Origin of the sequence: Micromonospora sp. NPDC048905, assembly GCF_040649655.1 — a bacterium.
Classification (GTDB): Bacteria; Actinomycetota; Actinomycetes; order Mycobacteriales; family Micromonosporaceae; genus Micromonospora.
In genome coordinates this window covers 132,334-157,711 of the sequence record NZ_JBEZFV010000013.1, presented here as the reverse complement: position 1 = coordinate 157,711, position 25,378 = coordinate 132,334, and the positions used below count along the sequence as shown (strand labels likewise).

Genomic DNA, 25,378 nt, shown 5'->3' with positions numbered 1-25,378 from the left:
GCCACCGGCATCGCGTGGTACGGCCGGCAGCGGGGAAAGGTTCGACGTCAGGGTCGGGCGTGACCGTACGCAGTCGACCGCTTGCGCGCCGGCCGACCGGCTGCCGTCGCAATGGCCCGCAACTGCTCCTCGGTACGCGCCGACCCGTTGTCGGAGCCGGCCATCCGGGAGATCGTCTCCTCCATCAGCGTGCCGCCGAGGTCGTTGCATCCACCCTGGAGCATCGCGACGGTGCCCTCGTCACCGAGCTTCACCCAGGAGCACTGGATGTTGTCGATCCGCCCGTGCAGCAGCAACCGGGACATGGCGTGCACCACCCGGTTCTCCCGCCAGGTCGGCCCTGGTCGGGCGATTCCCGCCAGATAGATCGGAGCATTGGTGTGCACGAACGGCAGGGCCACGAACTCGGTGAACCCGCCGGTACGGTCCTGCACGCCGGCCAGCACCCGGAAGTGCGCCAGCCACTGCCCGGGGTGGTCGACGTGGCCGTACATCATGGTGGAGCTGGACCGGATGCCCAGCTCGTGGGCGGTGCTGACCACGTCGACCCAGGCGGCGGCCGGGAGTTTTCCCTTGGTCAACACCCAGCGCACGTCGTCGTCGAGGATCTCCGCGGCGGTGCCGGGGATGGTGTCCAGCCCGGCCTCGCGCAGCTGCGTCAACCAGTCGCGCACCGGCACGCCCGCCTTCGCGGCGGCGGTGACGATCTCCATGGGCGAGAAGGCGTGCACGTGCATGTCCGGCACGCGGGCCTTGATCGCGCGCACGATGTCGGCGTACCCGGTGACCGGCATCTTCGGGTCGATGCCACCCTGGAGGCACACCTCGCTGGCCCCGGCCGCCCACGCCTGCTCGGCCCGATCGGCGACCTGGTCGACGGAGAGCCGGTACGCGTCGGCGTCCCGCTCACGCTGGGCGAAGGCACAGAACCGGCAGCCCACGTAGCAGACGTTGCTGAAGTTGATGTTGCGGTTGACCACGTAGGTGACGTCGTCGCCGACGGCGTCGCGCCGGACGTCGTCGGCGAGCCGGCACAACGCGTCGAGCGCCGGCCCGTCCGCCCCGAACAGCGCCAGCGCGGCGTCGGTGTGCCGGGGGTCGAGCAGCGCCGCCGGGTCGTCGGCGGCGAGCGTGAGCCCGGCCGCCAGGTCACGGTCCGCGCCGCTCCCGGCCGCCACCGGGGGTACGCCCGCACGCCGCGCCGTCGCCTCCGGGGTGACCTTGCCGGCGACCTCGGACCAGTCGCCGTAGACGCTGTCGAAGTCGCCGCGCCGGTCCTCGGTGCGGCCGGTGGTGTCGATGGTGGCGTGCAGGTCGACCCGCCCGCCGAACACCTCCTCCGGCTCCTGCCAGGGGTGGCCCTGCGGCAGGGCCGACTCCACCGCCATGCCGGTCGCCGGATCGGCGAGCGCGTCGACGTGCGGCAGCAGTCGCGGGTCGAGCCACGGGTCACCGGCGCGCACGTACTCCGGGTAGATCGTCAGCCGCTCCCGCAGCGTGAACCCGGCCAGCTCGGTGTGCCGGGCCAACTCCTCGATCTGCGGCCACGGGCGTTCCGGGTTGACGTGGTCGGGGGTGAGCGGCGAGACACCGCCCCAGTCGTCGATGCCGGCGCGCAGCAGCAGGTCGTACTCACCGGCGATGAGGTTCGGCGGGGCCTGGATCCGGGCCTTCGGGCCGAGCAGCAGCCGGGCCACCGCCACCGTGGCGGCCAGGTCGTGCAGCTCCGCGTCGGGCATGCCGCGCATCGCCGTGTCCGGCTTGGCGCGGAAATTCTGCACGATCACCTCCTGGAGGTGGCCGTACTCCCGGTGGGTGCGGCGGATCGCGAAGAGCGCGTCGACCCGCTCGGCCGGGGTCTCCCCGATGCCGATGAGGATGCCGGTGGTGAACGGCACTCCGACCCGGCCGGCGTCGTCGAGCACGCGGAGCCGAACCGCCGGCTCCTTGTCCGGTGAGCCGTAGTGCGGGCCGCCCGGCTCGGACCAGAGCCGGGTCGCGGTGGTCTCCAGCATCATGCCCATGCTCGGGGCGACCGGCTTGAGCCGTTGCAGCTCCGACCAGGACAGCACCCCGGGGTTGAGGTGCGGCAGCAGGCCCGTCTCCTCCAACACGGCCACCGCGCAGGCCCGCAGGTAGTCAAGTGTGGAGTCGTAGCCGCGCTCGTCGAGCCAGCTCCGGGCCGCCGGCCAGCGCTCCTCCGGCCGGTCACCGAGCGTGAAGAGGGCCTCCTTGCACCCCTGCTCGGCACCGGCCCGCGCGATGGCGAGCACCTCGTCGCGGTCCAGGAACGGCGCCGGCAGCCGGTGCGGCACGGTGGCGAACGTGCAGTAGTGACAGCGGTCCCGGCACAGCCGGGTCAACGGGATGAAGACCTTCTTCGAGTACGTGACCACGCCCGGCCGCCCCGCGTCACGCAACCCGGCGTCGCGGATCCCACCGGCCACCCGGAGCAACTCGTCGAGGGCGTCCCCCCGGGCCGACAGCAGGGCGGTCGCCTCGTCGACGTCAAGCGCCCGCCCGGTCGCGGCCCGGCCCAGGGCACGCCGCACGCTAGCGTCACTCGGACCGGATTGGGTGCGATCAACCATCCGCTCAGCCTATGCGCAGCGCTCGCCGGCCCGGCCAGTCCCGGCCCGCACCGTGGGAAAGGGCACGGCGGCACCACCCCCGCCCGGTGCTCAGAGAGCCGTTGCCGGAGCAGACTCAGCGCGGCTGGTCCGGATGCTCACCGGGCTTGATCTGCTGGGTACGGTCGGCGTCCGGATCGACCGGGCGGACAACCGCCTGGGTCGGGTCGGCGGACGCCGGTTCGACGGACTGCCGCGGAATGGCCTGGGTCGGGTCGGCCGACGGCGGCTCGACGGGCTGACGCGGAATGGCCTGCGTCGGATCGGCGGACGGCGGCTGCCCGAACGGCGGCTGCCCGAACGGCGACGCGGGCGGCGCGGACTGCGGGGCAGGGTGGGCCGGCGGGGCCGACTGCGGGTACGGCGGGGCCGACTGCGGGTGCGGCGGGGCGGACTGCGGGTGCTGCGGGGCCTGGAACGGCGGGGACGGCTGGGCGTACTGGCCGCCGTACTGATCCGCCGGGTAACCGCCGGGCTGGCCGGGAGCGGGCCACCCGCCCTGCGGCTGACCACCGGGCTGCCCCGGAGTCGGCCAGCCGGCCTGCTGCTGCGGCCAGCCTGGCTGCGGCTGGCCGTAGACACCGGGCTGCGGCTTGGGCCGCGGCACGTAGTAGTGGGCGCGCCAGATGGTGTAGACGACCCAGGCGGCGACCGCGAAGATCGCCATCCAGGCGATCTGGGTGAGCACACCGAGGAGCGCGTCGAGCACCCTGGTGTCGGCCAGCCGGCCCACCGTCGAGATCAGCATGGTCAGCGTGCCGATCACCGTACTGGCCGCGTACTCACCGAGGGCCACCTGCGTGATCAGCTTGGCCTTCGGCGCCACCGGCGAGATGTGCGTGGCCAGCAGCACGGCCAGCAGCGGGAGGCCCACCGCCACCAGCCCGACGAACGTGCCGAAGGCGTCGCCCGCACGTTCGGTGAAGGAGCCGCCCGGGGTGATCAACCGGAGCAGGCCCACGAAGAGGAGCACGGCGTTGGCGCCGAGCAACGCGAGCGCGGCGAGTTCGCGTAGCGGCTTGGTCAGCTGACGGGCCTGCGCCGCGTCGGCGGACGCGGGCTCGGCGGGGCTGGTCACTAGCTCCCCCTCGGGGCAGGAACGGACAGGGCGCACGTGAGCCTAGTCTCGAGGGCCACCGGCAGATCGAAGGCACCACGTGCGCGAGGATGGTCGTCATGCACATCGTGGTTCTGGCCGGCGGCATCGGCGGCGCCCGGTTCCTGCTCGGCGTCCGGGCGTACGCCCGCGACGTCGGCGCGGAGGTGACCGCCGTGGTCAATGTCGGCGACGACCTGTGGCTGCACGGGTTGAAGATCTGCCCCGACCTGGACAGCGTCATGTACACCCTCGGCGGTGGCGCGGACCCGGAGCGGGGCTGGGGTCGGGTCGGCGAGAGTTGGACGGTCAAGGGCGAGCTGGCCGCGTACGGGGCACAGCCGGACTGGTTCGGTCTCGGCGACAAGGACATCGCCACCCACCTGGTGCGCACCACCATGCTCAACGGCGGTTACCCGTTGAGCGCGGTCACCGAGGCGCTGTCCACCCGTTGGCAGCCGGGCGTGCGTCTACTGCCGGCGACCGACGACCGCCTGGAGACCCACGCTGTCGTGAGCGGGAGGAGTGAGCCTGCGAGCCCCGCACTCGCGAACAGCGCCAGCACCGTGGAGGACGAGCAGGGGCAGCGGGCGATCCACTTCCAGGAGTGGTGGGTACGACACCGGGCCGACATCCGTACCCATCGCTTCGTCTTCGTCGGTGCGGAGACGGCGAAGCCGGCACCCGGGGTGCTGGACGCGATCGGGTCGGCCGACCTGGTGTTGGTCGCCCCCAGCAACCCGGTGGTGAGTATCGCGCCGGTGCTGGCCGTACCGGGGCTGCGGGAGGCGGTGGCGGACGGCCCGGCGCCGGTGGTGGGTGTCTCGCCGATCATCGGCGGTGCTCCGGTGCGGGGGATGGCCGACCGCTGTCTCGCCGTGCTGGGTGCCGAGTGCAGCGCCGCCGGGGTGGGCCGCCTCTACGGGGGCCGGTCGGACGGCGGCCTGCTGGACGGCTGGTTGGTGGCCGACGAGGACGCCGGCACGGTGGTGCCGGGGGTGACGGTCCGCGCGATGCCGCTGCGGATGACCGACGAGGCGGCGACGGTGGCCATGGTCCGCGCCGCGGTGGAGTTGACGTGAGGCTGGAGATCCTGCCGGTGCTCGGCATCGGCCATGTGACCGAGGGTGACGACCTGGCGGCGATGATCGCCACCGCTGCGCCGTGGCTGCGCAACGGGGACGTGCTCGTGGTGACCAGCAAGATCGTCTCGAAGTCGGAGGGGCGGCTGGTCGACGTCCCGGCGGACGGTCCCGAGCGGCTGGCCGCACGGGACGAGATCCTGGCCGCTGAGACCGCCCGGGTGGTCGCCAGCCGGGGGCCGACCCGGATCGTGCAGACCCTGCACGGTTTCGTGATGGCCTCCGCCGGGATCGACGCGTCGAACGTGGACAAGACCCAGCTGGTGCTGCTGCCGGTCGACCCGGACGCGTCGGCACGGGCGCTCCGCGACGCGCTGCGGGAGCGCTACGACCTGGACGTGGCGGTGATCATCAGCGACACGATGGGCCGACCGTGGCGCAACGGGCTCACCGACGTGGCACTGGGTGTGGCCGGAATGCCGGCGATCCGCGACCACCGGGGCGAGGTGGATCCGTACGGCAACGAGCTTCAGTTGACCCAGATGGCCGTGGTGGACGAGCTGGCCGGGGCCGGCGAGCTGATCAAGGGCAAGTGCGACCAGGTCCCCGTCGCGGTCGTTCGGGGCTACCTCGCCGCCACCACCCCGGACGACGCCGGTGGCGCGCGGGCGCTGATCCGCGACGCGGCACAGGATCTCTTCGCGCTCGGCACCGCCGAAGCGCGTGCTGCCGGACTCACCGACGCCGCCACCCTGGCCGATGGTCCCGGTCCGACGCCGGCCGACCTGAGCGCGGTACGACGGGCGATCGACGCGGTCGCCGGGGTGATTGCCCCCGGCACGGTCTTCACGCTCGTCGACGAGGCCGAGGTACGCGCCGGGCTGGTCGCCGAGATGCCCGGCTGGCCGGACGGGGCCGACCTGCTGCTCGGCTCGGCCCCGACACCCGTCGACCCGATCGGCCTGGTTCGCTTCGGTGCCGACCTGCACCGACTGCGCGTCGCCCTGGCTGCCCAGGGCGTCGGGTCGACCCTGTTGCCACCGCCGCCCGGCAGCCCGGCGAGCGCCGCGCTCGCGCTCTGAGCGACGGCCGGGTCGCCCGTCCAGGTTGCCCGGCGCGCGGCGCTCGCGTTCTGAGCGACGGCCGGGTCGCCCGCCCGAGCGGCCCGGCGCGCTCGCGCTCTGAACGACGGCCGGGTCACCCGCCCGAGCGGCCCGGCGCGCTCGCGTTCTGAACGACGGCCGGGTCGCCCCAGCGGCCCGGCGCGCTCGCGCTCTGAGCGACGGCCGGGTCGCCCGCCCGAGCGGCCCGGCGCGCTCGCGCGGTGGCGGGTCAGGCGTCGAGCATGGCCCGGCCGAGCGGGGTCAACGTGTGCAGCACGCTGTTGCGGTCCCGGTGGCTGACCAGCAGGCCGGCGTTGCGCAGCACCGTGGCGTGTTGGCTCGCCGCCGCCGGTGAGATGTTGAGCCGGCGGGCGACCTCGCCGGTGGTGCAGCCCTCGTCGCTGGCCTGCAACACGGCCGCCCTGGTGCGGCCGAGTAGCGCGGCGAGTGACTCGCGGGCGGCGGCGGACCGGACCGCCCCGCTGCCGTCGGCCGACGCCAACCCGCCCAACCGGTCCACCCGGTAGACGAGCACCGGCGGCAGGGCCGGATCGAGCAGGGCGACAGGCGTGTCCGCACAGAAGAACGACGGCACCAGCAGCAGCCCTCGACCGTCCAGGTGCAGCTCCCGGCTGTGTGGGTAGTTGCGGACCTCAAGCACCCCACCGTCCCAGCGCATGGCCGGCCGGAGGCTGTTGAGCAGGCCCTCGATACCGCCGTCGAGCAGCGCCCTGGCCCGGTGCGCCCGGTCCGCCGCGACCGCCGCCTGGATGCGGGTCCAGTACGGGTTGATCGCCAACGACCGGTACTGGACCATCGAGTCGGCGAGGTGGTGCAGCACCGCCACCTCGCCCCGGGCCAGCGCGGCGGCCGAGGGCGGCAGCTGGTTCTCGGTGGCGAGCACGCTCAGGTCCCGTTGCAGCATCCCGGTCGGGGTGCTGCGGAGCGCTTCCAGCCCGGCCTCGAAGCCGTCCACGCTGGCGTACGGGGTGAGGAAGTCCGGGAAGTAGCCGCGCGGCGGGCTCAACGCGAAGAGCAACCGGAGTTGCTCGGAGGCGGCGTCGTGACGCAGGCCTCGGGAGACGGTGCGCCGCCAGTGTGCCGTCAACGGGTCGCGGTTGCGGCTCTGCAACGCGTGCAGGCTGAGGACCAGCTCCCAGACCGGGTCCGCCGCCGGCGCCACCCGAGTCCGGAGGATGTCCTCCCCGGAAAAGTGGATCTTCAGCATGGAGCGCTCCAGTGTCGCCAGCAGGGGGATGCCGGGTGACCGTTTGACTCTACCCGGACGGCACTAATCTCCATCTTTAAGCCTGGGCTGAAAAACCTCGACGTCGCCGGAGCGGTTCGCCATGCTTCCAGTGCCCGAACACCGTGCCGGTGCGTCCTCGATGCGCCGGCCCCCGGGGCACCGGGTCTGGGGAGGCCCCGGTGATCGGGCGGCACCACGAGGGTCTGCGGCCCTTGCTCCGCAGAGGTGCCGTCCGGTCACCAAGCCTCGCCACATCACGCGCTCGGCTCAACCAACCCAGAGCGCGACCCGGTGATCCTCGTCCGTGACGTAGAACGGTCGCCCGTCCACCTCGGCCAGCCCTTCCACGTGGTGGAACGGCGCCAGGTCCCGCACCGGCTCCCCGACCAGCCGGGACGCGTCGGCCGACCCAGCGGGCGGGAGGCGGAAGCGGACGTGCCGAGACGTGACGTCACCGCCGCCCGGATGGTCGTCGAGCAGCACCGACCCCTTACCCAGCGCGTCGATCGAGCCGATCACCGCCGCGTACCCGCCGTCCGGCGTCGGGGTGATCGCGCGGAACCCGGTCAGCTTCCCCGGCGGGGTGACCCCGGTCAACGCGTACGCGCGCAACGCCCCCGGCCACGCCGGCTCCGCCCCGAACATGGCCGGCACACCGGCGATCTCCACCAGGATCGGCTCACCGGCGTCGGTGACCGGGAACCGCAGCCCGAGCAGGACCGTCCCGGCCGGGGTGAAGGCGGCCGCCTCCACGTTCAACGGCAGGTCGCCCGGGGCCAGCCGGCTCACCCAGCGCTTCTCCCGCGCGGTCCCCCGCGCCAGCGTCTCCACGATGAACCGCGCCCGCACCCGCTCCCCGGGCGGCAACAGGGTCAACGGCGACCCGGCGAGAGCGTTGTTCACCGCCCGGTGCAGCCGGAACGAGTTGCGCACCACGTGCACCGGCACCAGCCCGGTCGCCGCGTCGTCCTCCCGGAAGCGGGCCACGAAGGCGCGTCGGGGCCGCAGCGGGCCAGCCTTCGAGCCGAAGTGGGAGCCGAAGACGTACACCCAGCCGTCGTGGTGGGCGAGCGCCTCGCCATCCTCGGTCCGCCCGTTCTCCGGACCCGCGTCGGCGAGCACGTGCCGGGCCGTCCACCCGCCGTCCTCGCGTTCCAGCAGCAACGCCAGGCAGCGCTCGACCGGCCCCTCGTCCAGCACGGTCCAGAAGCCCCGCCGGGCGCCGTACGCGCGCAGCAGCGCCGTCGACCGCACCGGCAGCAGATCGCTTGCCTCGTTGCCGGCTACCACGAATTCGACGAGTCGCAGGGTCATCGCGCCAGCGTACGGAGCGCCCGCTCGTACAGTGTCGGGGTGCCCGACACCCCGATCACCGCCCATCCGACCGACCCCGAGGCGTACGCGGCGCTGCACGCCGACGCCACCGCGCTGCTCGAAGACTGGCAGCCCACCAGCCCGGGGGCGGCCACCGCGAGGGACCGCACCCTCACGTTGCTCGACGCCGGCCCGATCGCGATGAGTCGGCCGCACCGACCCGGGCACGTCACCGCGAGCGCGCTGGTGCTGGACGCCACCGGCTCGCGGGTACTGCTCTGCCTGCACGTCAAGTTCGGGCGTTGGGTGCAGCTCGGCGGGCACTGCGAGCCGACCGACCAGACCCTGGTCGCCGCCGCGCTCCGCGAGGCCACCGAGGAGTCCGGCATCGCCGACCTGCGCATCGACCCGGTGCCGATCGACGTCGACGTGCACGAGGTGCCCTGCCAGGGCGGCTCACGCCACTACGACGTCCGATTCGCCGTGGTCGCGCCTCCCGGCGCGGTCGAGCAGGTCAGCGACGAGGCCGAGCAGTTGGGCTGGTTTCCGCCGGCCCAGCTGCCCGAGCCGCTGGCCGGCGGGACCGTACAACTGCTCGCACCGGGCCTGGCGGCCCTCAGACGTAGCCCTCTTCGCCGCGCGCCTTGAGCTCGTCGACCAGGGCCTTGACGCCCTGGGCCTGATCGCGCGGGCAGACCAGCACCGCGTCCGGGGTGTCCACCACGATCAGGTCGCGCAGCCCGAGGACAGCCACCAACCGACCGGACTGCGGCACCACCACCAGGTTGGTGCTGTCCCGCAGGAGCACCCCGGGCTTGGCGTCGGTGCCGAGCACCACGTTGCCCGCCTCGTCGGCCGGCAGCACCTCACCCAGGGTGTGGAAGTCGCCGACGTCGTTCCAACCGAAGTCGCCCGGCACGGTCGCGACCCGACCCGCGGTCGCCGCGCCCTCCATCACCGCGTAGTCCACGGAGATCTTCGGCAGAGTCGGCCAGATCGCGCCGAGCACCTCGTCCTGCTCGGGGGTGCCCCAGGCGGCGGCGATCGCGGCCACGCCAGCGTGCAACGCCGGCTGCTGGCGGGCCAACTCGGCGAGGAAGACATCCACCCGCCACACGAACATGCTCGCGTTCCACAGGTGCCGGCCGGAACGGACGTACGCCTCGGCGACCTCCGCGCCCGGCTTCTCCTTGAACTCGGTCACCGGCCGCCACGGAGCGCCGTCGGTCTCCTCGCCGGTCTCCAGGTAGCCGTAGCCGGTCTCTGGACGGGTCGGGGTGATCCCGACCGTCATCAGCATCCCCTGCTCGGCCCCCCGGACCGCCTCCTGGACCGTGCGCACCCAGCTCCCCGGGTCGCCGATCAGGTGGTCGGCCGCGAAGCTGCCCATCACCGCGTCCGGGTCGCGCACCGCGATCACCGCGGCGGCCAGCGCGATCGCCGCGCAGGAATCCCGAGGGGAGGGCTCGACCAGGATATTCTCCTCCGGCAGACCGGTCAGCTGCCGAGCCACCGCCGCGACGTGCGCGGCACCGGTGACCACCAGGGTCCGATCCGGTGTGGTCAGCGGCGCGAGCCGCTCCACGGTCGCCTGGAGCAGCGAGGAACTGGTGCCGGTCAGCGGGTGGAGGAACTTGGGGTGGCCGGCGCGGGACAACGGCCACAGTCTCGTGCCGCTGCCACCTGCCGGAATTACCGCATAAAGCATCCGCACATCATGCCCGACGTACCTACTGGCAGTGGCACGGGTCACCACCAGGCACCCGAGCTCAGGAGCGGGCGCGACTCCAGGCGGCGATGTGCACCTCGGCGCTGGACTCCCAGGTGAATTCCTTGGCCCGGTCGAAACCCGCCTTCGCCAGGGACAGCCGACGCTGCTCGTCGTCGAGCAGCGCGGCCAGGTCGGTGCCGATCTGCTCCGCATCCTCCGAGGTGTACGCGACCGCGTCACCGCCCACCTCGGGCAGCGAGAGCCGGGGCGTGGTCAGCACCGGGGCGGCGCACGCCATGGCCTCCAGGATCGGCAGCCCGAACCCCTCGCCGTAGGACGGATAGGCGGCGACCAGTGCGCCACCGAGGAAGCCGGGCAGGTCGGCGTAGCGCAGGTAGCCGGGGCGCAGCAGGCGCAGGTGCGACGGGACCTCGGCCACCGCCCGGTCGATGTCGTCGTCGTGCCCCTGCCCACCGGCGATCACCAGGGCCGGCGGCTCGGCCCGGTCGGACACCGCGCGGGCCCAACCACGGATCAGGTTGGGCACGTTCTTCCGCGGCTCCTTGGCACCGAGGAAGGCGACATAGCTGCTGTTGCCCAGCCCCAGCCGGGCGCGGACGCGGGCCTTCTCCTCCTCGGTGGGGGCGTGGAAGGCCTGCTGGTCGACACCGTGGTAGGCCACGTCGATCCGCGTCGGATCGGCGTCGAGCAGCCGGATCAGCTCGTCCCGGGTGGCCTTGCTGGGCACGATCACCCGGTTGGCGCGGCGCAGCGACGTCTTGATGGCGCTGCGGAAGAACGTGCGGCGGGACTTGTCGTAGTGCTCCGGCTCGGTGAAGAACGTCGCGTCGTGCACGGTGACGGTGACCGGGCACCCGGCCCGCAGCGGGCAGGTGTAGAAGGGCGAATGCAGCACGTCGGCGCTCACCTGCTGGGCGAGCAGCGGCAGGCCGGTCTGCTCCCACGCGAGCCGGGCCGGGCGGTGCGCCACCGCGGCCGGAGCTGGGATGATCTCCGCGCCGGGCAGCATCCGGGTGTAACGCTCCAGGTCGGTGCGGAGGCTGACCACGGCCAGATCCACCCCCGACCCGCACACCTTGCCGAGGGCACCGAGCAGACCGTCGACGTATCGACCGACGCCACCACGGTCGGTGGGGACACTCGTGGCGTCGATGAGCACGCGGGGCGGGCGACCGGCGGTCACGGGGCGACTCCTTGCACTGGCGGGTCTGTGGGGAACAACACTCCGGGGGTCAAGCCTACGCCGGAGCGCGGGGCCGACGCTGACTGCGACCCGACGGTTTGCCGAGTTGTCATCGTCTTCGAGTACGGCCCACAGGGGCGTATCGTTCGCGCCGATGGCCGACAACATTGCCCGGGTGTTCGCCGACGCGATCGCGACCGACCCGACCCGACCGCTCCTCACCTGGTACGACGATGCCAGCGGTGACCGCACCGAACTATCCGGCGCCACCCTGGCGAACTGGGTGGCGAAGACCGCCAACCTGCTCGTCGACGAGGTCGGCCTCGCACCGGGCACTCCGGGCGGGGTGCTGTTGCCGCCCCACTGGCAGACCGCGGCGGTGCTGCTGGGCTGCTGGTCGGCCAAGCTGAGCGTCGTCGACACACCGGGCGACGTCGACGTGCTCTTCGCCGCCGCCGACCGGCTCGACGAGGCGCAGTCCTGGTCGGCCGACGAGCGGTACGCCCTCGGGCTGGCTCCACTGGCCGCCCCGCTCCGGCAGGTGCCGCCCGGGTTCGCCGACTACGTGGTCGAGGTACGCCGGCACGGCGACCACTTCCGCCCGCAGCCGGGGCCGGGCCCCACCGACGAGCACCTGCTGGCCCGCGCCGAGGCCCGCGCCACCGAGCTGGGCATCGAGGCCGGTGCCCGGGTCCTCGTCGACGCCGCCCGTTACCCGGACCCGGTGGACTGGCTGCTGGCCCCGCTGACCCGGGCCGCCACCGTGGTCCTCTGCGCCAACCAGGACCCCACCCGCCTGGCAGGCCGCCAGACCACGGAAAAGGTCACCCAAACCCTCCAGTAACCCCGCCGCCCACTGCCCACCCCACCCCACCCCACCCCGCCCCACCCCACCCCGCCCCGCCCCGCCCCGCCCCGTCGATCATGGAGTTGTGGTGGGCAACTGCTGCACCTATGCCCCTTTTGCGAGGCACCACAACTCCTTGATCGACGCGGGCGGGGGGTGGGCTGCGGGGTTGGCGGGGGGTGGGCTGCGGGGTTGGCGGGAGGGCGGGCTGTTAGGGGGTGGGGGTGCGGGACCGGGCCAGGGCGGCGAAGGCGTTCAGGGACTCGGGGTTGGCCAGGGCGCCCTTGGCCGCCGCCTGGTCTACCGGGGTGCCGGTCAGGATCTTCTTGACCGGGACCTCCAGCTTCTTCGCGGACAGGGTGCGGGGCACCGCGCGTACCTGGTGGATCTCGTCGGGCACGTGCCGGGGCGACAGGGCGGTGCGCAGCTCGCGGCAGATCTTCTTCCGCAGGTCGTCGTCCAGGCTCAGACCCTCGGCCAGCACCACGAAGAGCAGCAGCTCACCGGCGCCACCCTCGTCGTCCTCCAGGTGCACGACGACCGAGTCGAGCACCTCGTCGAGCCCTTCGACCACGGAGTAGAACTCGGCGGTGCCCAACCGCACCCCGCCCCGGTTGAGGGTGGCGTCGGAGCGGCCGGTGATCACGCAACCTCCCCGCTCGTTGATGGTGATCCAGTCCCCGTGCCGCCAGACGCCCGGGTAGACGTCGAAGTACGCCTCGGAGTAACGGACACCGTCCGGGTCGTTCCAGAAACCCACGGGCATGCTCGGCATCGGCTCGGTGATCACCAGCTCGCCCAGCTCGCCGAGCACCGGGGTGCCGTCGGCCGAGCGTGCCTCCACCTTCGCGCCCAACGCCCGGCAGGCGATCTCGCCCGCGTACACCGGCAGCAGTGGCACCCCGCCCACGAAGCCGGTGCACACGTCGGTGCCGCCGGAGAGCGACTGGAGCTGCACCCGGTCGCTCACCGTCTCGTACACCCAGTGGAAGCCCTCGGCCGGCAGCGGCGCACCGGTCGAGCCGACGCCGCGCAGCGCCGACAGGTCGGCGACCTCGCGGGGCACCAGCTGAGCCTTGCGGCAGGCCAGCAGGAAGGGCGCGGAAATGCCGAAGTACGTGGTGCCGGTCTCCGCCGCCAGCCGCCACAGCCCACCGAGGTCAGGCTCAGCCGGCCGGCCGGGCTCCGCCCGGACCGCCGGATTGCCGTCGAAGAGCACGATCGTCGCGCCCACCGCCGGGCCGGAGACCAGGAAGTTCCACATCATCCAGCCGGTGGTGGTGAACCAGAAGAACCGGTCGGCCGGACCCAGGTCGTGGTGCAGGGCGAGCATCTTCAGGTGCTCCAGCAGGATGCCGCCGTGACCGTGCACGATCGGCTTGGGCAGCCCGGTGGTGCCCGAGGAGTAGAGCACGTACAGCGGGTGGTCGAACGGCACCGGCGTGAACGTCAACGGCTCGTCGGTCGGCGCGGCCAGTTCCTCCCAGCCCAGCGCATCCTCGGGCGCGGAGCCCGTGGGGTCGAGGTAGCCGATGGAGACGGTGTGCCGCAGCGACGGCAGGGCGGCCCGGATCGCGGCGACCTCCGCGCGCCGGTCCACCGCCTTGTCGCCGTACCGGTAGCCGTCCACGGCGACCAGCACTGTCGGCTCGATCTGCTGCCAGCGGTCGGTGACGCTGCGGGTCCCGAACTCCGGCGCGCAGGACGAGAAGATCGCGCCCAGGCTGGCGGTGGCCAGCAGGAGGACGTACGTCTCAGGAATGTTCGGGGCGTACGCCGCCACCCGGTCACCGGCGGTGACGCCGAGCCGGCGCAGACCGGCCGACACCCGGCGGACCTGCTCGCGCAACTCCCCGGCGGTCAGCGTGACAGGTGCGCGGGTCTGCCCGTGCGCGATCACCACCGGGTCGTCGTCGGCGCGACCCGGCATCCGCAGCACGTTCTCCGCGTAGTTGAGCGTGGCACCGGGGAACCAACGGGCACCGGGCATTCCCCGCTCGGCCAGGGTGGCGGTCGGCGGGGTGTGCGCGATCACCTCGAAGTGGTCCCAGATCGAGCGCCAGAACCCGTCCAGGTCGGTGGTGGACCAGCGCCACAGCGCGTCGTAGTCGGTGAAGTCCAACCCGCGGTGCTCCCGCAGCCAGCGCAGGTAGCCACCGATCCGGGACCGCTCCAGTACGTCCGCCGGCGGCGTCCACAGCATCTCACCCACTGCCCCACCCTCCCCTGGCCTCGCACGACACTGTGCCTGGGCCGTGGCGCCATCTTGCCCTACCTCGAAGCGCCATTCTGCGCACCGGGTCCGGCAACCGATGCGTGCCCACCCCACACTCCAACCCGGCGCCCCATGTGGGTCAGCCGGCGCGGTGGGCCTGGATGGCACGGCGCCGGGCGAGGCGGTGCGCGCGACGGATCTCGGCCTCCTTGTACCGGCGCTCGTCCTCCGCCGTCTCCGGCAACACCGGACGGACCGTCCGGGGGGCCCCGCCCACGTCGACGCCGACGAAGACCAGGTACGCGGTGGCGACCCGGACCGGCGCGTCCTCGGCCGAGTCCCACCGCTCGGCGACCACCCGCACGCCCACCTCCATCGAGGTCTGGCCGGTCCAGTTCACCTGCGCGTGTGCGTGCACGAGGTCACCGACCCGGACCGCCTCGGAGAAGACGATCTCGTCGATCGCCGCGGTCACGGCCGTTCCGCCGCTGTGCCGGGCAGCGGCGGCACCCGCCACGTCGTCGACGAACTTCATCAGAACCCCGCCGTGCACGGTGCCGTAGAGGTTCACGTCCACGGCAGTCATAATCTTGCTCAGCGTGACGCGCGAGTACGACGTCGGCTTGCCGACCGGTGCGGCGGAGAGGTGCTCAGTCATGCCGAAAACGGTACGGTGCGCGGATGCGACATCTCTGGAGCTTCCTCGCCGGGCTGGTGGTGGCGCCCATCACCTGGGTGCTCGTCACACTGGGGCAGGACGGGTCGAGCCGGACGGTCGACCGCTGGGTGGAGACCGGCACGTTCAACACCGCCAACCTGATCGAGCCAGCCGTGTACCTCGGTGTCGGCGGCGTCCTGCTGGGCCTGCTGGCCACGCTGCGCTTCTCGCCGCTCGGTCCGCTGGTGGCCGGATTGCTGCTGGTCACCCCGTACATCGGGATGTTCGTGGCGCCCTTCGCGGTACGGGACGCGATCCCGTACGAGTGGAAGGTGGCCGGCGATCCGTTGCCGCTGCGGCTGCCCGTGGAGAACGGCACACTCTTCCTGATCGGCCTGCTGCTGCTGATGGCGACCTTCAGCGTGCAGCGTTGGCGGCAGTGGCCGCGCCCCGCCACCGAGCCGGCCGTGGCGCCGGTGTCCGCGCCGGGCGCCGGCCCCCGCGACGACGACTTCACGCTCACCGACTGGCCGTCCCACACCACCCCGGAGCGCGACACCGCCCCGCTCACTCTGGGTTACCCGGCCGAGTCGACACCGACCGAGCCGTTGCCGCGCCGGGTGGGTGGCGAGTCGCCCTGGTCCGCCCCGCCGCGCGGCCAGCCGCGCCCGGAGGACAACACCACGGAGATTCGCTGATCGTCGGGCGGGCCGGGCAACCGGCCCGCCCGATTTCTAGTGCACGGCGACCGCCAGGTCCGGGTCGACGGTGCCGAGGTCGGCGCGGGGCACGACGAGGAGCATGACGATCAGCGCGGCGGCCATGCCGCCCGCGATGACGATCGCCATCGGTACGCTCCCGGCGCCGAACAGGCCCGCCAGCGGCGCCGAGAGGGCGCCGACACCGAACTGCACGGCACCGAGTAGCGCGGCGGCGGTACCGGCGGCCGCACTGTGCCGGCTCATGGCCAGCGCCGGAGCGTTCGGCAGGGCCAGGCCCGCCGCGGCCAGGACCAGCCACAGCGACGCGAGCAAAGTGCCCAGGCCACCGAAGCCGGTGGCCGCGAACATGACGAGCAGGAGGCCGGCCGCTGTTCCCGCGATGAGCGCGCTGACCAGGATCTGCTGCGGGGTGTAGCGGCGCAGCAGCCGGACGTTGAACTGGGTGGCCGCGATCAGGCCGACGGCACCGGCCCCGAAGGCCAGGCCGAACTGCTGCTCGTCGAGGCCGTACTCCCGTTGGAGCACGAACGACGACCCCGCGACGTACGCGAACAGGGCCGCCATCGCCAGCCCGGCGACCAGCACCAACCCGACGAACGCCCGGTCGTTGAGCAGCCCCCGGTAGTCGCGCAGGGTGGCAACGATCCCTCCGTGCCGCCGACGCGCCACCGGGAGGGTCTCCGGGAGCCGCCGCGCCGCCACGACGATCAGCAACGCGCCCAACACCGCCAGCGCCGCGAAGACGCCCCGCCAGTCGGTCCAGCTCAGCAGGCCGCTGCCCAGGGTCGGCGCGAGGATGGGGGCCAGGCCCATGACGAGCATCAGCCGGGAGAAGATCCGGGCGAACGACGCGCCACTGAACAGGTCGCGGACGACGGCGGTCGCGACCACGGTGGCGGCCGCGACGCCCAGCCCCTGCAGGACACGCAGCGCGCCGAGCACGGCGATGGTGGGCGCGAAGACGCACAGCACGGAGGCCACGATGTGCGCGGCCAGCCCGGCCAGCAGCGGCACCCGCCGTCCGACCACATCGGAGAGCGGCCCGATCAGCAACTGGCCCAGCGCCAGGCCGACAAGCGTGCCGGTCAGCGTCAACTGCACGGCGGTCTCGGTGGTCTGCAACCCGGCCGTGATGGCGGGCAGCGCGGGCAGGTACATGTCGATGGTCAACGGCCCGATGGCGATCAACGCACCGAGCACGAGGACGAGTTGCGCTCGCTGACGGTTGGTCATCAGGTCACCGGGCAGCACCTCCCCGGTCGTGGGCGGGGGTGCCGTGCGAGTGCCCGGTTCGGTCTGGTCCACCAACTGCTTCATCATCTCGGTCTCTCTGCGGAAGCTTCTACGTCGTTACGGCGTCAGCGCGTCCGCAACTGCCGGGCGTGTGTCGGCAACGCCCGCAGCCCGTACGACGTTCCCGCTGTGGGGGGCATCACGCCGCGTCGGCCCGATCCGAGTACGGAAGAAATGTGACCGGGGTCACCGTCGGGCCAGAACCGAAGTGGAGGGTCGCATCGTCTTGCCTGTCGTGAGACGAAGTCTGGACGGACTCGACGAGGGTGAGTTGCTTCGCCGCGTCGCCCGCGGCGACCGGCGTGCCTTCGACGCACTGTACCGGCGTACCGCCCCGTGGCTGACCACGCGGCTCCGTCGGCGGTGCGCCGACGAGGACGTGGTGGCCGAGGTGTTGCAGGAGACGTACCTGGCGGTGTGGCGGTCGGCCGGCAGCCAGGCGCAGTCCGCGGGCTCCGGCAGCGCGGTGGGCTGGTTGTGGACGATCGCCGCGCACCGGCTTGTCGACGCGTTCCGCCACCGGGCCCGGCGGGAGCGGATTCCGTCGGTGCAGACCTACGACGCCGTGGCTCCGGCGGCCGAGGAGGAGGCGCTCGCTGGTGGGTTGGACGCCAACCTGGAACAGGCCCTGCAGGCACTGCCGGCGGAGCTGCGTCAGGTGCTGCGCGCGATGGTCCTCGACGGGTTGACCGTGCGGGAGACCTCGCTGCTGCTCGGCATGCCGGAAGGAACCGTGAAGACCCGCGCGCGGCGGGCCCGGATCGCGCTGCGGGAGGCGCTGTCATGACCACTCATCCCACCAAGACGATGATCTCCGAGTACGGCTCGGGTGGTCACGGCGTCGACGACACGACCAGCTGGGCGGTCGAGGCGCACCTGGAGTCCTGCGCCGCCTGCCGGGCGGTCCTGGCCGACGCGGTCGACCCCGCCACCCGTGACCTGCTGGACCGGGTGGCCGACGGCATCGCCACCGGAATCGCCACCGGCCCTGCTCCGGTGCGCCGGCGGCGACTGCGGCGGACCGGGGTCGCCGGGCGGATCCTGCCGTGGCTGGCCGCCGCCGCCGGCCTGATGCTGGCCGCGGTGCTCTTCGAGACGACCTTCGACAACCTGCCGTCGCTGGTGCTGCTCATCGCGCCGATGGCACCGCTGCTACCGGTGGCCGCGCTCTGGAGCCGGCGACTCGATCCGGCCTGGGAGCTGATGGCGACCATGCCGCGTACCGGGTTGGCGCTGCTGCTGCGCCGCACGTTGGCGGTCCTGGTGGCGGTCATCCCGGTGCTGGCCGTGGCGGGCTGGGGCACCGGGCACTCCCCGGGTCTCTGGCTGCTGCCGGCGCTGGGCTTCACCGCCGGGGCGCTGGCGCTGGGCGGACTGGTGGGGGTGGACCGCGCCGCCGCCGTACTGGCCCTCACCTGGTCCGCGGGTGTCGTGACGCCGAGTCTGGCCGGCGGGCGGCTCCCGGCCGTCCTCGCGGACAGCAGCTCGCCCTGGTGGGCCGCCAGCACCGTGGCGCTGGTGGCCGTGGTGCTCGTCCGGGCCCGGCGACGTCCGCTCGGAGGACCTCCCCACACGTCGTGACCAGCTGACAACACGAACCACAGACCGAATGGAGACGTCATGATGCGTATCGTCAGCGCGGCGGAGACCAGGCCGTCCACCCATCCATGGGCGGTGCGAACCGAGGAGTTGCAGGTCCGAGCCGGACGACACCTGGCGGTCAACGGGCTGGACCTGGCGTTGGGCACCGGCGTGCACGGGTTGCTCGGCCCCAACGGCGCCGGCAAGACGACGTTGATGCGAGCGCTCGCCACGGTGGTGAAGCCCGCCGGTGGCCGGTTGAGCCTGCTCGGCGAGGACATCACCGCCAAGGCGGACCTCCGTCGGGTCCGGCGTGGCCTGGGCTACCTGCCGCAGCACTTCGGCTTCTACCCGCGCTTCACCGTCCGGGAGTTCGTCGAATACATGGCCTGGCTCAAGGAGATGCCGAAGACGGTCATCCCGGGCGCGGTGCAACGGGCCGTCGAACGGGTCGGCCTCGCCGACCGCGCCGACTCCCGGATGAAGACGCTCTCCGGCGGGATGCTGCGCCGCGCCGGCATCGCCCAGGCGATCGTCAACGATCCGGAGGTGCTGCTGCTCGACGAGCCGACGGTCGGCCTGGACCCGGAGCAGCGCCTAGACTTCCGCGAGCTGTTGCGCGAGATCGGTCTGGACAGCTGCGTGCTCGTCTCCACCCACCTGGTCGAGGACGTCGCGGTGGCCTGCACCGACGTGGTGCTGGTCCACGAGGGTCGCCTGGTGTGGCAGGGCACCACCGGGCAACTGGCCCAGCAGGGCGGCGCGGACGATGCGGGCGACAGCGCCACCGAACGTGGCTACTCGGCGCTGCTGCGCTCCCACCGTGGGCAGGTGCCGGCATGACCGGGCGCATCCTGCGCATCGAGCTACGCCGGTCGGCGGCGCTGGGCGTCGCGCTGCTGTTGCTGGTGACTGGCGTGCCGTTGCTGCTCACGTCCACCCAGTTCTTCGCCGGCCGGTGGATGCAACTGGCGGTCATCGCCCGGTCGATACTCGTGGTGCTGCTGCCGCTGGCGCTCGCCGGTGGGGCGTGGCTGGGTCGACGCGACGCCCGGCACCGGGTCGGCGAGTTGTTCACCAGCACCGCTCGACCCCGGTGGCACCGCACCACGGTGACCGCCAGCGCGCTCGCGATCACGGTGGTGGCCGCGTACATCCTGGTGTGTCTCGTCGCGGCCGGCTGGGTGGTGCCGACGGCGCACTACTTCCCGGGCGCCACCATCGTCGTCGCCGCCGTCGGTGTTCCGGCCCTGATCGCCGCCGGCTGGCTCGGCATGGCCGCCGGTCGGGCCGTACCCCGGGTGATCACCGCACCCGTCGTCGCGGTGGCCGGGTTCGCCCTGCTCGGGCTCGTCCCCGAACTCGTGGCGCAGCCCGACCCCGACCTGGCGGCCTTCCGGCCCGAACCATCGGCGCTGCTGCTCATCCCGGTCATCAACGAACTCGACGGCTTCCAGACGATCATGCCGCGGGTCAGCGCGCTCCAGACGCTGTGGCTGGTGGCGCTCGCCGCCACCGGACTGCTGCTGCTGGGCACGGTCCGCCGCCGAGCCACCGCGCTGGCCGTCCTCCCGGCGGTGCTCGGCGCCGCGGTGGCCGTACCGCTCCTGCCCATCGGCGGCACACGCGGGGCGGCGGTCGTCGACCCGGCCGCCATCGAGCTGGTCTGTGACAACGCCGGCCCGCAGGTCTGCGTGACGCGGGTACACGCCGAGCTGCTGCCCGACGTCGTCGGCCCGGCCCGCCAGGCTCTCGCCATGATGGCGGCCAAGCTGCCCAACGCACCCGTCCGGGCGGTGCAGACCCAGCAGGTCACCTACTGGGCGCGGCTGGACCCGCGAGCGGCACCGGCACCGCACTCCGCCGACACGATCGTCTTCGACACCCCCTCGTTCGACCGCCTCGGCCGCGCCGACCTGTCCGGCGACTACTTCCTGCCGTCCCTGCTCGAGGCCGCCTGGCAGCAGGAGTGCGCCGAACAGTCGATTCAGGGCGACGAGTACCGGGCCCGGATCGTCGCCGCCGCCTGGCTGACCGGCCGACCACCGGCCCCGACCGGATGGGACCCCACGGAGGTGGAGCGGCTGGTGGGCGCGTACCAGGCGCTGGTGAGTCTCCCGGAGGCCGAGCAGCGGCGTCGGATGGCGGCGGCACGCGAGGCGGCACTGGCCTGCCAGGGCGACGGCCTCGTGGCGGTCCTGCCCGAGGGCCAGCCGTGAGGTGGCTTCAGCTCCACCTACGCTCCCGCCGGGTCCCCCTCGCGCTGACCACCGCGACCGCGCTCATCACGGTGGCGTGGGCCCTGTCGCTGGCCTACACCGACTCGACGACCATCAACACCCGCACGGCCAGCCTCGTCATCATGCTGGCGGTGGTCGCGGCCGGCACCACCCTCGGCGGCGCCGACGACGCCCTCGACCGCACCGCGGCGGTCAACTGGCCGCTGCGACGCGCCGGGCACCTGCTGCTCGCCGTCGCCACGATCACCGCCCTGCTGGCCCTCAGCACGGTCACCGACGCGCACTACGAACCGTTCAGCCTGATGCTGCGCAACACCGCCGGGCTCCTCGGGCTCACCGCCCTCGGTGCCGCCCTGTTCGGTGCCGCCCTGTCGTGGATCTGCCCGCTGACCTGGACCCTCATCGCGGTCCTGCCGCTGCTGGGTCCCAGCAGGGACCTGCGGGTACAGGTCGCCGGATGGCTGATCCAACCCGCCGGCACCACCGCCGCCACCGTCTGCGCCGCCACCCTGGCGGTGGTCGGTCTGCTCGCGTACGCGCTGCGTGGCGGACCGCTGCGGCCCGCCGTGGAGATGTCCCTCGACAGGTGACGGGCCGCCTCGCCGGGTCGATCGCGAGCGGGCGGCGGGTGGGGACCGACGCCGGTCCCCACCCGCCGCCCCAGCTCACCGCAGGCCGAAGGCCCGGGTGATGCGCTGCTCCACGCTGTTGCCCCGAGCGTCCCGGGCCGTGGCGCGCAGGGTGACGAAACCTGCCGTACGCGGGGCGTCGATCCGCGTACGCCAACCGTCACCCTTGTGCTGGAGCTTGGCGTGCTGCCACGTCGCGCCGTCGTCGTAGGACACCTCCAGCGTCACCGTCCGGATGGCGGACGCCTCGGTCGCCGTCGGCAGGTGCAGTGCGGTGACGGTGAGGTCGGCGTTGCGCTTCGCCCTGCCGTCGACATCGGTGTCGACGGCGTAGTCGAGCTGGATCAGGGACGGTTCCCACGCCAGGACGCCAGGTTTGATCCGGGCGGAGGTGAAGCCCCATTCCGTCCTGGTGGCGGTGGAGTACGGGCCGGCCCAGCCGTCCCGCCTGTTGTCCGACACGAGTCGGTACGGCAGCGGCTCCGGGCTGAGGACGCTGCTGCTCATCATCGGGTGGAAACGATCGGCCTCGCCGACGAGCGTGTCGCCCTGGTAGAGCCGCAGGCTGTTGTCGACGGCCATGTTGCCGGAGGTGCTGCCCTCGTGCGCGGTGCCCGAGTCGCCCCAGCCGGGGATCAGTGCGGAGATCGCGTCACCGTCCCCCCGGAAGACGGTGTTGGTGGTCAGCAGCCGAGGCCGTTGCACCGGGCCGAACCACCGCTCCTGCTGGACCGAACCGGCCCGATAGGTGGTGGGCGCCGTCTGCTGGGACTGCTCGTCCGGCACCGCGACGTTCGTGGTCCACCGCGTCCCGGCGCTGACCCAGTCGGTGCGGTCGCCGCGCGCCGCGACCTCGTGGTAGTCGAGGCCGCTCATCGATCCCGACGCGGTGAGGCCGTTGCGCGTCTCCACCGCCCGGCCGGGACGCCAGTTGCGCAGGGACATGTCGACCCGGGCCAGTTCACGCTTGGTGACCCGCTGGGCGAGGTCCGCCGGGATGGCACCGACGTAGTCGCGGATCAGGTCGTAGACGTACTCGGTGGTCGGGTGGGAGGTGACGTCGAGCCGGACCCGCTTCTCGCGCGTGATCCGGGTGATCAACTGCTCACCCTCGTCCCGGGTGAGGGTGGCCACGGTGACCGGCGGCGGGTCCTGGGGCACCCACACCGAACCCGGCCACGCCGCGAGGCGCCCGGCGCCGTCGTTCACCACGAGCAGGAGACGAGCGCCGGCGGCCGCCGCCGCCGCGGCCTGCCTCTCCACGGGTACGGCGTCGTTGTGGCGTACCACGGCGGCCTTGCCCCGGGCGTTCAGCGTGGCATAGCCGCTGCTGTCCCCGTCGCCGGCGAACACCGCGTCGAGGTGCTGATCGCCGCGGGGCAGCGGCGTCGCGGCCCGCTGCGCCCGAAGGTCGTCGTAGTCACGGCCGTCGGCCGTCACCGTCACCGCGGGCTGCACCGTGCGCCACTGGGTGCTGAAGCTGAACGTGCCAGTCGTGACCCTACGGTCGCTGGGCAGCACCCAGACGCTGTCGTGCGCGGGATCCAGGAACCAGCCGTCGGTCCAGACGTTGCCGCCGAATCCGCGGGACACCTCGATGCGGGCGCCGTCCAGGGTCGACTCCTGCGGCGTGGTCACCGAGACCCGGCGGGCCTTGGTGGCGTCGAACGCGACGGTGCGGTCCTGGTCGAGGGTGATCTCCGGTACCGGCAGCACGGCGAGCCCGCGCGAGTTCGGCCCGTTCGCGCCCTCGACCTCGGTCCTGAGCCACGCCGCGTACGTGCCGGCGGGAAGCCGCAGCTCCAGGGTGCCACTGGCGTCGATCTGCTGCTGGAGGACGGTGTTGTCCTGCCCGAGCAGGAGGAGGTCTCCGCCTGTCGGTCTGCCACCCCGGTCCTTGGCCGTGAAGGTGAGGCGGTGGCGTACGCCCTCCCGGCCGATGGCGAGCGCGGTGCGGGTGCGGACCGCGCCGGAGGCATCGGTGGCGGTGAGGAAGCCCGCGAGGGGGTTGTCGGCCGGTACGCGGTCGAAGTCCGTGGCCACGGTCACCGAGGTGACGCCGCGCGCCGGGACGGTGACCTGCCGGGACGACAGGGTGAAGAGGTTATTCGGGGCACCGTCGACGGTCGCGGCGAGGTCGAGGGTGACAGCGTTGTCACTGAGGTTGCGATAACTGACCTCCCGTTCGACCGTGCCCTCGGGGGCGGTCGGCCACTCGGGGTACCCGAAGTCGGCGCTGGTGCTGGCGACGACGGACGCGCCCGTGGTCGCGGCGATGTCCAGTCGACCGTTGCCGCCCTGGTACGGGTTGAGGCCGGCGAGCGGCTTCGCGGTGCTGACCAGAGCTTCCTTGAGCTGCTTCCCGCTGAAGTCGGGATGTTGGGCGGCCAGCAGCGCGGCGGCGCCGGCGACGTGCGGGGTGGCCATCGAGGTGCCGTCGCCGAGGCGGTACCAGCCTTCGCCGGCGGAGGCCTGCGAGCGGGCGGCCAGGACGCCTACACCGGGCGCGGTGAGGTCGGGCTTGAGGGCCCGGTCGCCGATCCGCGGACCCTGGCTGGAGAAGTCGGCGAGGGTGTCGTTGCCGTCGACGGCGCCGACGGTCAGCGCGGCGTCCGCACTGCCGGGGCTGCCGATCGTGTACTGACTGGGACCGGTGTTTCCGGCCGCGACGACGAACAGCGCGCCGGTCTCTTCGCTCAGCTCGTTGAGCGCCACACTCATCGGGTCGGTGCCGTCGGTGGGGTCGGCCCCGAGGCTCATGTTGACGATCTTGGCGTGCTGCTCGCGGACGGCCCACTCCATGCCGCTGATGATCCAGGAGTCCTGGCCGGAGTTGTTGTCGCCGAGGACCTTGCCGACGTGCAGCCGTACGCCCGGGGCGACGCCCTTCTCCGTGCCGCCCGAGGCCGCGCCGGTGCCGGCGATCGTGGAGGCGACGTGCGTACCGTGGCCGAAGACGTCCCTGACCGTCTCGCCGGGAACGAAGGACTCGGTGGCGGCGATCTGGCCGGCGAAGTCCGGGTGGCTGACGTCGATGCCGGTGTCCAGGACGGCGACGTCGACGCCCTTGCCGGTGTTCCCGGACGCCCAGACCTGCGGGGCACCGACCTGCGCGGTGCTGTCGGCGAGGTCGGCCTCGACCTTGCCGTCCAGCCAGATCTTCGCGATGCCGCCACGGAGAGCGGGCCGCCCGCCGGTGGAACGGGCGGTCGCCTCCCCGCCGCCGGTGATCGACGACCAGAAGGTCTCCGATCGGTCGACGTTCAGGGCGGCGCCCTGGATGCTGTCCAGCCGACGAACGTCGCGGGCGCCCGCGGGCGCCGAGGCGCTACGGGAACGGGCGGCGGCAGCGGTGTAGGTGACGATCAGCGGAAGGTGGTCGCGCCGCGCGTCGTCGTAGCCGTCCGCCAGCAACTCCGAGAGATTGAACAGTTGCTTGTCGAGCAGCCCGGCGCCCACGTACGCCAGCACGCCGTGCGGGTAGACGTAGGTGTCCCCTCCCACCCGGGACGAGGTGAACCCGGTCAGCCGTCCCTCGGCGTCTCGCACCTGTGGGCTGAGACTTCCGTCGGCCGACCGGGTGGCGGTGACCTTCTCCCCGGTGATCAGGGTGACGGTGGGGGTGGTCGCGGGAGCCGGGGGTGCGGCAGACGCGTGGGCGGATGGGGCCGAGGGGGCAGCGGGGCCGGGTGCGGCCAGGGCGGGCGACGGGGCGAGCACCGCGAGCGCGGTGCACAGCGCTATCGGCAGTCGTCCGCGCAGACGTGGAGGTAGCAATACGATTCCTCAAGTTGATCAACACAG

General features: G+C 72.8%; 20 protein-coding genes. 10 read left to right on the top strand and 10 right to left on the bottom strand.

From position 1 onward, the window contains the following. Positions 1-47: 47 nt before the first annotated feature. Together AB0C01_RS28000 and AB0C01_RS27995 are read right to left on the bottom strand one after the other, a co-directional pair. On the bottom strand, positions 48-2,591 hold the full coding sequence (locus tag AB0C01_RS28000) for a bifunctional FO biosynthesis protein CofGH (protein ID WP_357572545.1): 2,544 nt from the start codon (positions 2,589-2,591) through the stop codon (positions 48-50). 115 nt (positions 2,592-2,706) lie between these two features. Continuing rightward, positions 2,707-3,708, bottom strand: a complete 1,002-nt coding sequence (locus AB0C01_RS27995; RefSeq protein WP_357572544.1) for a hypothetical protein — start codon at positions 3,706-3,708, stop codon at positions 2,707-2,709. 98 nt (positions 3,709-3,806) lie between these two features. Here AB0C01_RS27995 and cofD point away from each other — a divergent pair, with 98 nt between their 5' ends. Both cofD and AB0C01_RS27985 read left to right on the top strand, forming a co-directional pair. Beyond that, positions 3,807-4,808, top strand: coding sequence for a 2-phospho-L-lactate transferase (gene cofD / locus AB0C01_RS27990; RefSeq protein WP_357241902.1), 1,002 nt, complete (start codon positions 3,807-3,809; stop codon positions 4,806-4,808). Next, a complete protein-coding gene (locus AB0C01_RS27985; protein ID WP_357241899.1) occupies positions 4,805-5,890 on the top strand; it encodes a coenzyme F420-0:L-glutamate ligase in 1,086 nt (361 codons plus the stop codon). The genes cofD and AB0C01_RS27985 overlap by 4 nt, the downstream gene beginning before the upstream one ends. Positions 5,891-6,140: 250 nt before the next feature. Here the strand turns inward: AB0C01_RS27985 and AB0C01_RS27980 are convergent, their stop codons facing one another. Both AB0C01_RS27980 and AB0C01_RS27975 read right to left on the bottom strand, forming a co-directional pair. Beyond that, a complete protein-coding gene (locus tag AB0C01_RS27980; protein ID WP_357572543.1) occupies positions 6,141-7,139 on the bottom strand; it encodes a winged helix-turn-helix domain-containing protein in 999 nt (332 codons plus the stop codon). 288 nt (positions 7,140-7,427) lie between these two features. After that, entirely contained in the window at positions 7,428-8,474 is a 1,047-nt protein-coding gene (locus AB0C01_RS27975) for a hypothetical protein (RefSeq protein ID WP_357572542.1), read from the bottom strand. A gap of 39 nt (positions 8,475-8,513) precedes the next feature. Between AB0C01_RS27975 and AB0C01_RS27970 the strand changes: the two genes are divergently transcribed. Beyond that, a complete protein-coding gene (locus tag AB0C01_RS27970; protein WP_357572541.1) occupies positions 8,514-9,122 on the top strand; it encodes an NUDIX hydrolase in 609 nt (202 codons plus the stop codon). On the opposite strand, the gene AB0C01_RS27965 is transcribed toward AB0C01_RS27970, so the two are convergent. Then, positions 9,091-10,182, bottom strand: coding sequence for a sugar phosphate nucleotidyltransferase (locus AB0C01_RS27965; RefSeq protein WP_357241887.1), 1,092 nt, complete (start codon positions 10,180-10,182; stop codon positions 9,091-9,093). The two genes, AB0C01_RS27970 and AB0C01_RS27965, sit on opposite strands and share 32 nt — an antisense overlap. A gap of 61 nt (positions 10,183-10,243) precedes the next feature. Continuing rightward, positions 10,244-11,389: a glycosyltransferase family 1 protein gene (locus tag AB0C01_RS27960; RefSeq protein WP_357241883.1), complete on the bottom strand. Its 1,146-nt coding sequence runs from the start codon at positions 11,387-11,389 to the stop codon at positions 10,244-10,246. 154 nt (positions 11,390-11,543) lie between these two features. Between AB0C01_RS27960 and AB0C01_RS27955 the strand changes: the two genes are divergently transcribed. Continuing rightward, entirely contained in the window at positions 11,544-12,233 is a 690-nt protein-coding gene (locus AB0C01_RS27955; protein ID WP_357572540.1) for a TIGR03089 family protein, read from the top strand. A 214-nt stretch (positions 12,234-12,447) separates the two neighbouring features. Here AB0C01_RS27955 and AB0C01_RS27950 read toward each other — a convergent pair whose 3' ends face one another. Both AB0C01_RS27950 and AB0C01_RS27945 read right to left on the bottom strand, forming a co-directional pair. Continuing rightward, positions 12,448-14,448: an acetoacetate--CoA ligase gene (locus AB0C01_RS27950; RefSeq protein ID WP_357572539.1), complete on the bottom strand. Its 2,001-nt coding sequence runs from the start codon at positions 14,446-14,448 to the stop codon at positions 12,448-12,450. Positions 14,449-14,590: 142 nt separating this feature from the next. Then, the gene (locus AB0C01_RS27945; protein WP_357241874.1) at positions 14,591-15,109 is read right to left on the bottom strand and encodes a hotdog domain-containing protein; all 519 of its coding nucleotides are present in this window, start codon (positions 15,107-15,109) and stop codon (positions 14,591-14,593) included. A 23-nt stretch (positions 15,110-15,132) separates the two neighbouring features. On the opposite strand from AB0C01_RS27945, the gene AB0C01_RS27940 reads away from it, so the two are divergent. Beyond that, entirely contained in the window at positions 15,133-15,807 is a 675-nt protein-coding gene (locus tag AB0C01_RS27940) for a hypothetical protein (protein WP_357241871.1), read from the top strand. A gap of 36 nt (positions 15,808-15,843) precedes the next feature. Here the strand turns inward: AB0C01_RS27940 and AB0C01_RS27935 are convergent, their stop codons facing one another. Beyond that, a complete protein-coding gene (locus tag AB0C01_RS27935; RefSeq protein ID WP_357572556.1) occupies positions 15,844-17,064 on the bottom strand; it encodes a multidrug effflux MFS transporter in 1,221 nt (406 codons plus the stop codon). Between the two features lie 295 nt (positions 17,065-17,359). On the opposite strand from AB0C01_RS27935, the gene AB0C01_RS27930 reads away from it, so the two are divergent. Genes AB0C01_RS27930 through AB0C01_RS27910 form a run of 5 tightly spaced genes read left to right on the top strand, consistent with a single transcriptional unit; the run spans position 17,360 to position 21,535 of the window. Continuing rightward, entirely contained in the window at positions 17,360-17,911 is a 552-nt protein-coding gene (locus AB0C01_RS27930; protein ID WP_357241868.1) for an RNA polymerase sigma factor, read from the top strand. Continuing rightward, positions 17,908-18,705 (top strand): zf-HC2 domain-containing protein, encoded by a 798-nt coding sequence (locus tag AB0C01_RS27925; RefSeq protein WP_357572538.1) that lies wholly within the window; start codon positions 17,908-17,910, stop codon positions 18,703-18,705. The genes AB0C01_RS27930 and AB0C01_RS27925 overlap by 4 nt, the downstream gene beginning before the upstream one ends. A 42-nt stretch (positions 18,706-18,747) precedes the next feature. Next, a complete protein-coding gene (locus tag AB0C01_RS27920) occupies positions 18,748-19,548 on the top strand; it encodes an ABC transporter ATP-binding protein (protein WP_357242416.1) in 801 nt (266 codons plus the stop codon). Beyond that, positions 19,545-20,924: a hypothetical protein gene (locus tag AB0C01_RS27915; RefSeq protein ID WP_357572537.1), complete on the top strand. Its 1,380-nt coding sequence runs from the start codon at positions 19,545-19,547 to the stop codon at positions 20,922-20,924. The genes AB0C01_RS27920 and AB0C01_RS27915 overlap by 4 nt, the downstream gene beginning before the upstream one ends. Further along, entirely contained in the window at positions 20,921-21,535 is a 615-nt protein-coding gene (locus AB0C01_RS27910) for a hypothetical protein (protein ID WP_357572536.1), read from the top strand. The genes AB0C01_RS27915 and AB0C01_RS27910 overlap by 4 nt, the downstream gene beginning before the upstream one ends. A 75-nt stretch (positions 21,536-21,610) precedes the next feature. On the opposite strand, the gene AB0C01_RS27905 is transcribed toward AB0C01_RS27910, so the two are convergent. Then, positions 21,611-25,351 (bottom strand): S8 family serine peptidase, encoded by a 3,741-nt coding sequence (locus tag AB0C01_RS27905; protein ID WP_357572535.1) that lies wholly within the window; start codon positions 25,349-25,351, stop codon positions 21,611-21,613. Positions 25,352-25,378 lie beyond the last annotated feature (27 nt).

Bases quoted from the DNA above. Each gene is read 5' to 3' on its own strand.
- AB0C01_RS27920 (WP_357242416.1), top strand. From the start codon at position 18,748: ATGCGTATCGTCAGCGCGGCGGAGACCAGGCCGTCCACCCATCCATGG.
- AB0C01_RS27980 (WP_357572543.1), bottom strand. From the start codon at position 7,139: ATGCTGAAGATCCACTTTTCCGGGGAGGACATCCTCCGGACTCGGGTG.
- AB0C01_RS27965 (WP_357241887.1), bottom strand. From the start codon at position 10,182: ATGCTTTATGCGGTAATTCCGGCAGGTGGCAGCGGCACGAGACTGTGG.
- AB0C01_RS27925 (WP_357572538.1), top strand. From the start codon at position 17,908: ATGACCACTCATCCCACCAAGACGATGATCTCCGAGTACGGCTCGGGT.
- AB0C01_RS27935 (WP_357572556.1), bottom strand. From the start codon at position 17,064: ATGACCAACCGTCAGCGAGCGCAACTCGTCCTCGTGCTCGGTGCGTTG.
- AB0C01_RS27940 (WP_357241871.1), top strand. From the start codon at position 15,133: ATGCGACATCTCTGGAGCTTCCTCGCCGGGCTGGTGGTGGCGCCCATC.
- AB0C01_RS27945 (WP_357241874.1), bottom strand. From the start codon at position 15,109: ATGACTGAGCACCTCTCCGCCGCACCGGTCGGCAAGCCGACGTCGTAC.
- AB0C01_RS27975 (WP_357572542.1), bottom strand. From the start codon at position 8,474: ATGACCCTGCGACTCGTCGAATTCGTGGTAGCCGGCAACGAGGCAAGC.
- AB0C01_RS27915 (WP_357572537.1), top strand. From the start codon at position 19,545: ATGACCGGGCGCATCCTGCGCATCGAGCTACGCCGGTCGGCGGCGCTG.
- cofD (WP_357241902.1), top strand. From the start codon at position 3,807: ATGCACATCGTGGTTCTGGCCGGCGGCATCGGCGGCGCCCGGTTCCTG.
- AB0C01_RS27955 (WP_357572540.1), top strand. From the start codon at position 11,544: ATGGCCGACAACATTGCCCGGGTGTTCGCCGACGCGATCGCGACCGAC.
- AB0C01_RS28000 (WP_357572545.1), bottom strand. From the start codon at position 2,591: ATGGTTGATCGCACCCAATCCGGTCCGAGTGACGCTAGCGTGCGGCGT.